General features: G+C 67.0%; 11 protein-coding genes and 1 tRNA gene. 6 read left to right on the top strand and 6 right to left on the bottom strand.

From position 1 onward, the window contains the following. Positions 1–74: 74 nt before the first annotated feature. The 4 genes from BM349_RS16285 (at position 75) to BM349_RS16270 (ending at position 4,702) form a co-directional block, all read left to right on the top strand. The gene (locus BM349_RS16285) at positions 75–1,076 is read left to right on the top strand and encodes an AAA family ATPase (RefSeq protein WP_091708321.1); all 1,002 of its coding nucleotides are present in this window, start codon (positions 75–77) and stop codon (positions 1,074–1,076) included. A 7-nt stretch (positions 1,077–1,083) separates the two neighbouring features. Next, the gene (locus BM349_RS16280) at positions 1,084–2,331 is read left to right on the top strand and encodes a DUF58 domain-containing protein (RefSeq protein WP_091708319.1); all 1,248 of its coding nucleotides are present in this window, start codon (positions 1,084–1,086) and stop codon (positions 2,329–2,331) included. Beyond that, positions 2,318–4,591 (top strand): transglutaminase TgpA family protein, encoded by a 2,274-nt coding sequence (locus BM349_RS16275; RefSeq protein ID WP_091708318.1) that lies wholly within the window; start codon positions 2,318–2,320, stop codon positions 4,589–4,591. The genes BM349_RS16280 and BM349_RS16275 overlap by 14 nt, the downstream gene beginning before the upstream one ends. 26 nt (positions 4,592–4,617) lie before the next feature. Beyond that, positions 4,618–4,702: transfer RNA gene (locus BM349_RS16270), tRNA-Ser, on the top strand. Positions 4,703–4,944: 242 nt separating this feature from the next. Here the strand turns inward: BM349_RS16270 and BM349_RS16265 are convergent. From BM349_RS16265 to BM349_RS16255, 3 genes are all read right to left on the bottom strand, one after another. After that, complete coding sequence (locus tag BM349_RS16265; protein ID WP_091708315.1) at positions 4,945–5,994, bottom strand: DMT family transporter; 1,050 nt, start codon at positions 5,992–5,994, stop codon at positions 4,945–4,947. Between the two features lie 65 nt (positions 5,995–6,059). Further along, positions 6,060–6,770 carry a cation diffusion facilitator family transporter gene (locus BM349_RS16260; RefSeq protein ID WP_091708313.1) on the bottom strand — a complete coding sequence of 237 codons (711 nt, stop codon included), beginning with the start codon at positions 6,768–6,770 and terminating at the stop codon, positions 6,060–6,062. Beyond that, complete coding sequence (locus BM349_RS16255) at positions 6,767–7,111, bottom strand: ArsR/SmtB family transcription factor (RefSeq protein ID WP_091708311.1); 345 nt, start codon at positions 7,109–7,111, stop codon at positions 6,767–6,769. The genes BM349_RS16260 and BM349_RS16255 overlap by 4 nt, the downstream gene beginning before the upstream one ends. Positions 7,112–7,933: 822 nt before the next feature. Here BM349_RS16255 and BM349_RS18815 point away from each other — a divergent pair. Further along, on the top strand, positions 7,934–8,083 hold the full coding sequence (locus BM349_RS18815; protein WP_175525335.1) for a hypothetical protein: 150 nt from the start codon (positions 7,934–7,936) through the stop codon (positions 8,081–8,083). Between the two features lie 104 nt (positions 8,084–8,187). Here the strand turns inward: BM349_RS18815 and BM349_RS16245 are convergent, their stop codons facing one another. Genes BM349_RS16245 through BM349_RS16235 form a run of 3 tightly spaced genes read right to left on the bottom strand, consistent with a single transcriptional unit; the run spans position 8,188 to position 10,531 of the window. Further along, on the bottom strand, positions 8,188–9,009 hold the full coding sequence (locus BM349_RS16245; protein WP_091708306.1) for an MIP/aquaporin family protein: 822 nt from the start codon (positions 9,007–9,009) through the stop codon (positions 8,188–8,190). 50 nt (positions 9,010–9,059) lie between these two features. After that, positions 9,060–9,698, bottom strand: coding sequence for a hypothetical protein (locus tag BM349_RS16240; RefSeq protein ID WP_091708303.1), 639 nt, complete (start codon positions 9,696–9,698; stop codon positions 9,060–9,062). Then, positions 9,695–10,531, bottom strand: coding sequence for a tyrosine-protein phosphatase (locus BM349_RS16235; RefSeq protein WP_091708301.1), 837 nt, complete (start codon positions 10,529–10,531; stop codon positions 9,695–9,697). Before BM349_RS16235 ends, BM349_RS16240 begins: the two co-directional genes overlap by 4 nt. A 1,546-nt stretch (positions 10,532–12,077) precedes the next feature. Between BM349_RS16235 and BM349_RS16230 the strand changes: the two genes are divergently transcribed. Next, positions 12,078–12,341 (top strand): hypothetical protein, encoded by a 264-nt coding sequence (locus tag BM349_RS16230; RefSeq protein ID WP_139230952.1) that lies wholly within the window; start codon positions 12,078–12,080, stop codon positions 12,339–12,341. Positions 12,342–12,390: the final 49 nt, after the last annotated feature.

Here is a 12,390-nt window from a genome sequence, read left to right as displayed (position 1 = left end):
GGGTTACGATCGAACGGTGGGCGACGACGCCTGCGGACGCCGATTCTGGGGGGTCGCTCTTGGCTGATACGGCAATGACGGATGCTGCGACCGGTGCTTCGGACGCATTGACCGCCGAGGGGTTCGCCCGCGTCACGGACAGCATCCTCGCCTCGGTCGGACGCGTCATCGACGGCAAGCCCGAAGCCGTGCGGAGCGCGCTGGTGTGCCTCCTGGCCGAGGGTCACCTGCTGATCGAGGATGTACCCGGAGTCGGCAAGACGATGCTCGCGCGCGCGCTGGCCGCCTCGGTGGACGCGACCGTGCGCCGCATCCAGTTCACGCCCGATCTGCTTCCGGGCGATGTCACCGGCGTGAGCGTGTTCAACCCGGTGGACCGCGAGTTCGAGTTCAAGCCCGGGGCGATTTTCGCGCACATCGTCATCGCCGATGAGATCAACCGCTCCTCCCCCAAGACCCAGTCCGCGCTCCTCGAGGCGATGGAGGAGGGCCAGGTCACCGTCGACGGCCGCACGCACATGCTGCCCGAGCCGTTCCTGGTCGTCGCGACGCAGAACCCGCTCGAGATGGAGGGCACCTACGCCCTTCCGGAGGCTCAGCGCGATCGCTTCATGATGCGCATCTCGATGGGCTACCCCGACCCGCGCAGCGAGGCGCTCATGCTGCGGCAGCGGGACTCGGTGAACCCGCTGGACGCGATCGCACCGGTGGCGACGTCGGGGCGGATCGCAGAGCTCATCGCCTGGGCGCGTGCCGTGCATGTCGCACCCACGATCGAGGACTACGCGGTCGCCCTGGCCGGAGCGACCCGCGCCCACTCCGACCTCCGCCTCGGCGCAAGCCCGCGTGCCACGCTCCAGCTCGTCCGCGCGGCGAAGGTGTGGGCCGCGCTCGACGGTCGCGGATTCGTCATCCCGGACGACATCACGGCGCTCCTGATCCCCGTGTTCTCGCACCGGCTGATCCCCACGCGATCGGCCGGCGGAGCCCGGGCCCGCAACACCGCCGACGCGATCGCGTCGATCCTGGAACGCATCGCCGGGAGCGTTCGCGTTCCCATCGCCGCCCGGCAGTGAGATCCCGATGAGACGCCTCTGGCCACTGACCGCCCGCGGGACGGGCGCTCTGCTGCTGGCCGTGGCGTGCTTCATCATCGCGAACGAGGTCGGGATCACCGAGCTGATGTACTTCGGCATCCTCCTGATCGCCGTGCTCGGCGCGAGCGTCGCCTCGCTGTACCTGACGCGGCGTTCCGACACGGTGACCCGCTCCCTGTCGCCGGATGTCGCGACCGTCGGACGCGATGCGCTCGTGACCGTGCGGGTCGGGGTCCGCACGGCGCTGCCGACTGCGCCGGGCACTTGGCGCGACACGGTGCCGAAGGGGCTCGCCGCGAAGGCGCACGGCGTCTTTCCGGCGCTCGGCTCGGGCCTGCGGGGCGCGGAGCGCATCGTGCAGCTCTCGTACTCGGTCACGGGCGCACGCCGCGGCATCCATCCCCTCGGTCCGTTGCAGGTGACCTCGACCGACCCGTTCGGCCTGGCGCGCCGCACGACCGTCTTCGGGGAGCGGACGCCGGTGACGGTCGCACCCGCCGTCACGGATCTGCCCGCGCTCAGCAACTTCGCCGGCGAAGCCGGCGGCACGCTGCACACCACGAACAACCAGCTCGGCCAGGGCGCCGACAACCTCATCGCGCGGCCGTATGTCCCGGGCGACTCGATGCGCCGCATCCACTGGCGCGCCACGGCACACCGCGATGAGCTGATGGTGCGGCAGGAGGAGCAGGAGTCCACCCCTGAGGCCACCGTCGTCATCGATCGCGGAGTGCTGCGCTTCTCGCCCGAGGCGATGCAGGCGCCAGGCGCCGACCCCGGGTTCGAGGCCGCGGTGTCGGCCTGCGTGTCGGTGGTCAGCCGACTCGTGCACGACGGGTACGCGGTCGAGGTGATCGATTCGGACGGCACGCTCCTGGCCGAGCGCATCGACGGCGGCGACATGACCGAGGTCGAGGGGCTCGTCAACCAGTTCGCGACGCTGACGGCCCGACGTGACGAGCATCTGGGCAAGCTCGTCCGCGTGTTCGCCGGGGTCATGACCGGCCCGGTCGTGCTGATCGTCGGCCGGTTCGACCCGGCGGATGCCGAGATCATCGCTCCGGTCGCCCACCACAGCACCCTCGCGATGCTGCTCGCCGTCGCCCCGGTCGGCGACTCGCTGGAGCGCGCCGCGGACCTCGGCTGGCACACCTCCGCCGTGGATCCGGACGGGGATCTCGCGGCCGCCTGGTCGGGGGCTGCCGAACGGGGGGTGAGTCATGCCCTCCGATGAGCGGCCCGCCAGGCGCGGCGCGGACCTGACCCTGACGATCGGCGTCCTCGTCGCGGTCTTCGCGTCACTGCTGCCGCTCATGCGCGTGGTCCGGCCCAGCAGCTGGCTGCTGGGAGCGATCGTGCTCGCGGTCGCCGTGCTCGCGGCGGGCTTCATCGCCCGTCGGTACCGGCTCCCGGCGCTTGCGGTGAGCCTGGTGGAGGCATCCGTCTGGGTCGTCTTCATGATGCTGGTGTTCCTGCGCGACACCGCCCTGCTGTGGGTGATCCCCACTCCCGAGACCATCCGCGACCTGCCGGGCCTGCTCACGCTCGCCGGTGAGGAGATCGCGGTCGGAGCCGCCCCGCTCGAGGCGAGCATGGCGCTGTCGATGCTCATCGTCGGCGGCACGGGGCTGCTCACGATCATCGTCGACCATGTCGTGCTGACCGCTCGGATGCCGCTCCTCGCCGCGATCGGACTCATCGCGGTCTCGCTCATCCCTTCGATCGCCGTGCCCGGCGAAGTCGACATCATGGCGTTCGTGCTCCTCGCCGCCGCGATCCTCTTCCTGATGCGCACCGACACGCGCTCCCGCGAGGAGCCGCTCGATCGCGAGGCGACCCGAACGGCCGGCGTGCCGGCCACCGCGATGGGAATCGGTGCGATCGCCGTCATCGTGGCCCTGGTCGCCGTGCCGATGCTGCCGCAGCCAGTGGCGCGCGCCGGGTCGGGAACGATCGGCAACGGCCCCGGCATCGATGCGACGCTGCAGCTCGGAGACGACCTGCGCCGACCCCGCGAGGTCGAGGTGATGCACGTGCGCAGCAGCGGACCCACGGCACCGTACCTGCGCGCCACGACCCTCTCGCAGCTGGAGGGCGACGTGTGGGAGCCCGATCGGGTGCGCACGGTTCCGCTCGAGAGCGAGGAGGGACTCGGCGGCGTCTCGGTCGACAGCGACATCCGCCTCGCCGAGTACGTCACGACCGTCGAGGTGCTCAACCTCGCGTCGCCGTGGCTGCCGATCGCCTACCCGGCCGTGGACGTCAACGGGCTGCAGGGCCAGTGGGCCGCCGCCCCGTACAACCGCACCGTGCTCGCGCAGGCGGGGACGACCCAGGGGCAGAACTACGAGGTCATCACCAACGTGCCGCGGCCCACGCTGGAGCAGATCCGCGCGCATCCCGCAGGAGGTCCCGAGCAGCGCGACGGCACCACGAGCCTCCCTGCCGACATCTCGCCGATCGTCGGTGAGCTCGCCACCGAGGTCACCACGGGTACCACCAACGACTACGACGCGCTCATCGCCCTGCAGACCTGGTTCCGCAGCTCGGAGTTCCGGTACTCGCTCGACGCCCCCGTGGACGAAGGCTTCGACGGGTCGGGCACCGACGCGGTGGCGAAGTTCCTCGAGGTGCGTGAGGGCTACTGCATCCACTTCGCGTCCGCGTTCGCGCTGATGGCCCGCACGCTCGGGATGCCGAGCCGCATCGTCGTCGGCTACCTGCCGGGCAGCGCCACGAGCGACGCCGTCGAGCGCGAAACCATCTACTCCGTATCCAGCGGTCAGCTGCACGCGTGGCCGGAGGTGCTGTTCGAGGGCATCGGATGGGTGCCCTTCGAGCCGACAAACGGCCTCGGCGTGCCGACCAGCTTCACCGCGGCCGGATCGGTCCCGGGCAGCGCAGACGACCCGAACGCCCCGACTCCTGCGCCGAGCTCATCGGCCTCGGGCGCGGCCGGGCTCTCCCCCGACGACCCGAACCTGGGGCAGAACGGCGCAGAAGCCGGCTCCTCGACCGGCGCGGTCAACCCGATGCCCGCCCTGACCGTCGCGCTCGGCATCCTGTTCGCCCTGGCGATCCCCGCGCTCATCCGCGAGCTTCGCCGCCGGCAGATGCTCACCTCCGCCCGCAGCGGCGATGCGGCGGCGGCGTGGCTCGCTGTGCAGGACGCCGCGATCGACCTCGGAATCGACGTGCCGGCAAGCGAGACGCCCCGTACTCTCGGCACCCGGCTCGTCGAGTTCCACGGCGCGCCGCACGCGGAGATGAGCCTGCTGATCAGCGCGATCGAGCGCGCGAGCTATGCGCCGGGGGGCAAGCATGCCTTCTGGCAGGGCGATGCGATCGCGGATGCCGCCATCACGGTGCGCGGCGCGATGCTCGCGGCGGTCGACACGCCTCGACGGCTGCTCGCGCTCCTCGTGCCCCGCTCGCTGATCGTGCGCCCCGGCAGCGTCTACGCCGGTTCGGGAGCGACCACGCGCGCAAGGTAGGATGGTCGGCGGCCCGTGAGGGCCACGGAGGATTCGCCTAGTGGCCTATGGCGCACGCTTGGAAAGCGTGTTGAGTGAAAGCTCTCAGGGGTTCGAATCCCCTATCCTCCGCTCCCCCGATCCCAGTGTTTTCAAGGGATCGCGACCCGATTCTTTTCGCGGGGCACAGTTTGGGGCACAGTTAACGCCGATTTCGGTGCCGTAACTGCCCGGATTTCCTGGAAACCGGTCCACCGCTGACATGAGTCCGTCATGACGTGGAGACGTCATGTCACGTCTGGTGCTGGCGGTTTTCGGACACGATTTGAGCCTGCCGACGTCCTCGGCCGACTTGCGCCTCGGCCGTTTGCGCGTCAGTGGCGATGGCGGTGGTGCGCGTCTGGGTAGTGCACGTGCGTGTGGGTCAGCTCGTCGTGTGAGTGGACGTGTGTGTGCTGCGTGCCGGGTGCCACCGGTTCTGGGTGCTCGTGTTGATGGTGCGCGTCATGCGTGTGGACGTGTTCGTGAATGACGGCGTCATGCGTGTGCTCGTGGCCGTGATGTTCCGTGAGGTGCAGCCAGACCCCGAGGGCCATCAGGAGTCCGGCCACGATCAGCTGCCATGTGACCGGATCGCCGAGCACGATCGCGAGGAGCGCACCGAAGAACGGTGCGATCGAGAAATATGCCCCCGCTCGAGCGGTGCCCAGGTGCCGTATCCCGACGATGAAAAGAGCGAGACTGACGCCGTACGCGAAGAAGCCGACGACCAGCGCTGCGGTGATGCCTCCGACCGAAGGAATGGCGGCGCCGAGAGCGAACGCGAGGATCAAGTTCACGGGTCCGGCGACCAGACCTTTGACGGCGGCGAGCCATGTCGCGTCGTTGAGCGCGATCTTCCGGGTGAGGTTGTTGTCGAGACCCCAGAAGAAGCATGCCCCGAGGACCGCCAGTGCGGGCCATGCACTTCCCAGTTCCGCGCCGTTGGGGATGCTGAGAAGGACGGCCCCGGCGACGATCGCGATCATCCCAAGGGCGACGCGACGGTCGAAGTTCTCGCGGAACACGAACCACGCCAGGAGAGCGGTGAAGACGCCTTCTGCGTTCAGGAGAAGGGAGGCTCCCGAAGCGGGCATGTTGGAGAGTCCGACCATCAGCAGAACCGGTGCGATGATGCCGCCGCTGAGGATCGCTCCGCCGAGGGGCAGGAGTTCCGCCCGCTTGAGTCGGACCCGGGGTGCGCGCCGGATCACGTGCAGGACTCCCAACCCGATCCCCGAGCCGCAGTAGAGCAGTCCAGCCAGCAACCAGGGGTTGACGTCTCCACCGAGCAGGAGTTTGGCCAGCGGTGTCCCGGCGCCGAACAGCAGTGCAGCCAGCATCGCGGCCTGCACGCCCCGGTTGGCGAGAGCTGTCCGACGCATTCTTCAAGTTTCGCACCGACCCCGGGTTCTATCCGAGGTGGTGAGACGCGAGACGCGGGATGCACTCAGACGCGATTACGCGTTGTTCCCACCCGCTGATTCGTGTTGGTCGTGCTCGTGATCGTGTCCTCCTGCTCTTCCTCGAGCACCATACCGACCGAGGTGGCGCACGCGTCCCCTCTCCACGCTTCGACTCCTTCGCGAACGGCGAACCCTGCGATCACCAACCCCGCGACCGCGTCTGCCCACCACCACCCGAAAAGGCTGTTCAGCAGCAGTCCGATCAGAACAGCCGCCGAGAGGTAGGTGCAGATCAGAGTCTGCTTCGAATCGGCGACGGCCGTCGCCGAGCCGAGTTCGCGTCCGGCCCGGCGCTCAGCGAACGAGAGGACGGGCATGACGACCACACTCAACGCGGTGATCGCGATGCCCAGGGCGCTGTGCTCGACCTCAACGCGGGCGAACAGTGCGATCAACGAGGTGATCGTCACATAAGCAGCGAGGGCGAAGAACGCCACTGCGATCAGCCGCAGCGTGCCCTTCTCCCAACGCTCCGGATCGCGCCTCGTGAATTGCCAGGCGATGGCGGCCGCGGACAGAACCTCGATGGTGGAGTCCAGTCCGAACGCGATCAGCGCGGCGGAGGAAGCAATCGTGCCGGCGGTGATCGCCACAACGGCTTCGACGAGGTTGTAGCCGATCGTGGCGGCGACGATCCAGCGGATCCGTCGCTGGAGGACGTGCTTGCGCGCGTCGGGAAGGGCCATCGCGGTCATCCGCAGGCGCAGGTGTCTCCGGCGCAACAGCCGGGCTCCACGTACAGGACGACCTGGAGCAGCTCGTTCAGTGCCGGTGCGAGGTGCGGGTCGGCGAGCCGATATGACGCGCGACGCCCGTCCGGGATCGCCTCGACGAGCCCGCACCCGCGAAGGCACGCCAGCTGATTCGACATGACCTGCCTCGACACACCAAGTGCCTCCGCGAGGTCAGAGGGATACGCCGGAGCCTTGCGCAGCGCGAGCAGGACACCCACCCTGGTCGAATCCGACAGCGCATGACCGAGACGGGCAAGGGCGGCCGAGTGGGTGACGGATGCCGTCACGGCGATCGTGGACACAATTGCGACACTACAGCTTTCTATGAATTAAGCAAACCCTGAATCGACAGGACCGCGACCTCCCTCCGACGGCGAGAGCATAGCGGCCGGCCCCGCCTCCGCGCCCTCGATCGCTATTTGCGGACTGCGCTCTCCGCTGCGCTACGAGCTCCGCTTAGCCAAGGCACAGACGGCGCCGTGCCCGCGCGCTACACGAAGTACCTCCATCCCGACGGCGACGACCAGGAGGCCTTCGAAGAATTGGAAGCCGCGGGCCTGTGGTCGCGGGTCGAGGACGGGTACCTCCTGGCCGGCTGGTCGGATGATCTCCACCAATCCACGGCCGAGGAGATCCAGCGCTATCGAGACGCCAAGCGCCGCCAGCAGGCGTATCGCGACCGTCAGAAGGGGACGAATGCCGAACCGCAACGCGCGACCGTGAGCGAGCCGCGAGCCATGCGTGACGTGACGCATAACGCGACGCGTGACGTAACGGCAAACGTAGGCTCAGGCTCCTTAGGCGAAACAACAAGAAGGAGCGCCTACGTAACGCGTCACGTCACGCGTTACGTGGACGCCCAGTTCTGCTCGAAACATCCCACCGGCACCTCGGATCCCTGCGGCGCCTGTGCGCGCCCAGATCAGCCCACGAAGCCCGCCAGAACACGATTCCCGGCCTGGGTTGGGACTGCGCCGTCGACGGCCACAAGCTCGTCGTCGACGGCACCTGCGCAGTGTGTGCCTATCGTCCCCGGCCGACCGCTGCATGATTGCGCCAACGAGTAAGCCCAGGGAGGACTCTGCGACTGATCGCGGGGCATGATTGCCCTTCTGCCCGACCCGGTGATCGTCGACGACCGCCACGTGATCGTCGATGTCGACGCGATGGGATCCACGGAAGGCGACGCGCCGGATTCGGTGGCCGAGAGCATATTGCGGCAATCGATCGTGGTTTGCCGCAGCGGGCTGATCAAGGTCGTCGACGGCGTCTGACAGGTGCGCGGCCAGTCATCGCGCAGCTGAAGGTCGTAAAGGTCCAGACGGGCCAATCGTGATCGACTACGTGGGCGGGAGCGTCAAACCCGCGGAGCACCGACTCAGGACTTTTCTGGTTGCGCCGTCTCGGTGTAGAGCGCGCCTTGAGCGGCCGCCGATCCGCTGCGTCCTCCGCCATAGCCGCGGAGGACGAATGCGAGAAGAACGGCGACGCCGGCTCCGGCGAGCGGTCCGACGACATACACCCAGTAGTCAGTGAAGTTCAGGCTCACCAGGTCGGGTCCGAAGGTGCGGGCGGGGTTCATCGACGTGCCGGAGATGGGACTGCCCCACAGGCCAGCGAGTGCGATGTACCCGCCGACGCCGATCGCTCCGATGATGCCGATGTTCTGCGCCCCCGAGGCGGTTCCGAGGATCACGCTGACCAGCCCGAGGGTCAGGAGCGCCTCCATCAGGAACGCCTGGAACCCGGAGTAACCGACGGCCGGGTAGTTGGAGCCGTAGGACGCGGAGACGCCGATGATCGCGAAGAGCACCCATGCGGCGAGGGCTGCACCGGCCAACTGCACGATGATGTAGCCGGGCACCCTCCGCCACGGGAAGTCTCCCCGTGCCGCGAACGCGAGCGTCACCGCGGGGTTCAGATGCGCGCCGGAGACTTTGCCCATGAACAGGATGATGCCCATCACCATGAGCCCCGGAGCCACCACGGCAGCCGTGCGGGTGATCGTGTCGGGGAACGCCTGGCTCATCATCCCGCCACCGGCGGCCACGATGACGAGCAGGAAGGTGCCGAAGAACTCCGAGAACAGCCTTCGCCATTCCTGTTTCGGGTTCTTGAAGTCGGCCATGGGCTCGAGGACCTCGACCTCGAACCACCGATCGAAGCGCGGCAGGGCTGGCTGACGTGTCTGCTCGGCCATTTCTCTCCTTGGAGTTTCGGTCTTGACTGCTTGAATCGTGCGGTGCGATGTCAACGGAAGGTCTTGAGCTGCTTCGCGGCGGTGCCGTTGTTTCCGAGTTGATAGATGCTTACTGCTGATGCCGAGAACGTGAGGGGTTCGAACGTCTCCGCTTCGATCCCGGTGAGATCGTCGAGTTTGGCGATGCCGACCGTGACGTGCGCAACGTAGTTCGCCCCGCTGTGGTCGGGAACGTAGTTCTCGATGTAGGTGATGGTCGCGTCGTTGATGTCGGGTTCTGCCTCGGTGCGCACATACGCGTCGGCGGTGCCACCCGAGCCGGTGAACGGCTTGAGCGCTTCGATGAGGCGCGCCTGGAAGTCCAGGACTTCCGGGCCGGGCTTGACGACGACCGCCGCGATCCCCACGGATGGCTGCACTTCCATGTGCTTGATGGCCTCGGCCGTGAAGGTCAGCTTCGAGAGGTCGAGCTGGCCCACGACGCGCTCGATCGCCGCATACATATCCTCCAGGGCGTCGGTGCGGACATAGCGCTGCAGGGTGGTGATGTGTGGCCGGTGGTGTTCGTCGAGATGAAATCCGGGCGGCGAGGGGATGCTGGTCAGCATCCGTCCGTTCTCCGCTTCGGCCCGAGCGAGCATGGACGCATCAGGCTCGAGGAGGATGTCGACCGCAGTGAGTTCGCTCATGACTTCACCACCAGTTCCGTGCGCAGCCTGTCGACCGTCTGCGTGCTCAATCCGAGGCCCTTCGTGAAGTACGTCTCCACGTCGCCGTACTGCGACGTCATCGCCTCCTGCGCCGCCTCGAGGAACTCCTTCTGCACTCCCACGACCGGTTTCAGCAGTTCAGGGTCACCACCGATCGAGGCGAATTTGTCGACCATCGGCTGCAGGGCCGGAACCAGCGACTCGTTCGTGAGCAGGTAGTCCTTCAGCACGTCCTCGTCGCTCACCCCGAGCAGCATGAGCAGCGCCGCGGCCGCCCAGCCGGTGCGGTCCTTCCCGGTGGTGCAGTGGAACACCGCCGGACGATGCTCCTTCTCGGCGATGATCGTGAAGAACTGGCGGTACCCCGTCGTCGCACTGGGGAGTGTCAAGAACTGCCGGTAGCTCTCCTCGAACATCGCCACGGCCTTGCCGTCTCCGAGCAGCTGCTCGGCGGCCTTCGGGTCGCTGAGAACCTGCAGCATCTGCGCAGGGCCAGCGCCGGGTCGGTCGGCGAGGATGTCGAAGATGATGTACTCGGTCCCCGTCGGCACGACGTTGGCGTTGGCATCGCGCTCGCCCATGGTTCGGAGGTCGTACACCGTGCGGATCCCCAACGAGGTGAACTCCTCCGCCGCCGGTCCGCCCAGACCGGAGAACTCGGCCGACCGGTACACCTGACCGGTCACGACTTTCCCATCCGGCGTTGACCACCCACCCAGGTCCCGAAGATTCGGAACCCCCTCGATCCCTATCGCCGAACCCGGGTTCACCCCGGTCGTCACGATCGTGTCGACAGCTACTGCAGCATCCATGTCTTCTCCTCACACGTCGATCGCTGGATACGCCGATCACCACACCCGGAACGCCGCCCCCGCGGCTCGAACACCAGGCGAAAACCACCCTGGCCGAATTCGCGCGCGGCCGCCATCACCCACCGAGAATGAAAGGAGATACGCGCGAAGAATGCTGATCACAGCCGGTTACGGACAGGTGCGTGCCGAGGCTGTGCAGTGGCAGCCTCCGAGTTCGCGTGGCGGCAACAGCGGATCCGTCGATTCGTCAGTTGCCGAGACGGCCACGCTGTGAGCCGGAGAGCCACCGCGCGGCAGAGAAGCAGCCGAGCTGTTTTCGAGCGTGGTGTAAAGCAGCCTTGCCCGAGTCGACTAGCGCTAACAGACGGCTGGACAGTTCCACAACCTCGTCTGGCGGGTTGATGTTGACGCCGCTTGCTGAGCACACGGAACGACGCCGACCGCGCGGATGCAGATCTAACGCGGGGTCAAGGCCGAAGTGGAGGAACTGACGATCAACAAGCTCAGTGTCCCCGAACAGGATTGACCGGTCGCCGAACCCACGAACCACCTGCGCAGAACGAATCATGGTCTGAAGTCCAGCGGCCTGGATTGTGTGCTTCGGCCCCGACGAAGGTCAGTGTCGTCCATCCGCCCCGAGTGCCACTGCCCGGACGGCCGGCTCTGTGCCGAAAAACTAGCCCCGCGATCCAGGTTCATGGGCCCGCCAGTTGGTCCACCGCAACCGCATACTCGAAACTGACGACTGCGGAACGAGAAAGCAATGACCAAGAGAGCAATGCACGCAGGCACTTTGAGTGGCTGGGTCGCGATCCCCTGCAATGTCTCGGATCCCGTGTAAACCAGGTTGCATGGCCAGGAGCAGGAATACGAAGCCGAAAGCTCAACGCGAAGAAGGGTACCGCCGCAGCGAGAAGCCAACGATGCGGCGGCGGCGGCGGCACGTGAGCGAGTAGAAAGCTTGGCGGAGGCGGAGCGCTCGGCCGCAGCTAACCGTGATCAGATTTGACGACGCCCCTACCTATGCCCGGGGGATCGCCCTCCGGAGTTTCGTCGAAGCGAAACTTGCCCCAGACCCCGTGGCACAGTTGAGCGCGACACGCCGTGCATTTAAAGGCAGGGGGATGCTGGTGTGCCACGTTTTCGGACTACCGAAAACCGCGTAATTACGCGGCAAAATGGGGTATTTGCACCCCAGAAAATCGGAGTTCGAATCCCCTATCGTCCGCTCCCCCGATCCCCGTTCTTCAAGGGATCGCGTCCCGTTTTCCCGCGGCAGAGTTGACGCCGATTTTCTCACGCCGACTTTCGATGCTCTCGGACCCGCGATTCGACGCAGGGTGGCCTAGCGCTGCGGTGAGCCCACCACGACGTGGGGTCGTTATGTCACTGCTGGAGCTGACGGATTTCGGACGCGACTCCCATTCCAACCCGAAGACAGCCGGCCGCCGCTGCGGCTGGCGCTATTGGATGAGACTGACGACCCATTGCGAGTAGGCGACTCTTCGAGGATGTGCATCCAAATCCTCTCTGACAGGAGAAGGAGATGGTGTCGGGTGAATACGCACCCGCCGACAGAAGGGAACGTCCAATGAAGCGCATTCTCGCCATCGGAGCCATCACCGCACTCTCCGTCTTCGGCTTCGCAGGCACCGCCAACGCCGCGCCCGCCGACGCCGCCTGCTTCGGCCAGGTGCATAAGACCATCAACACCGTTGGTGCCCTCGGATTCACCAACGTCGGAGACGTCGTCCAAGCGATCGGCGGCCAGGGAAAGAACGCGACGGCCAGGGGCATCTGCGGCGACTGAGCGCCCGACCTCTGACCGCGATCGGCGGCGGCTCGGAACTCTTTCCGAG

The sequence above is a fragment of the Microbacterium sp. cf046 genome, assembly GCF_900114345.1.
In the GTDB taxonomy this organism is placed as follows: Bacteria; Actinomycetota; Actinomycetes; order Actinomycetales; family Microbacteriaceae; genus Microbacterium.
Note: the sequence above shows the minus strand (reverse complement) of the source record. Positions and strands in the feature narration are given on the sequence as shown.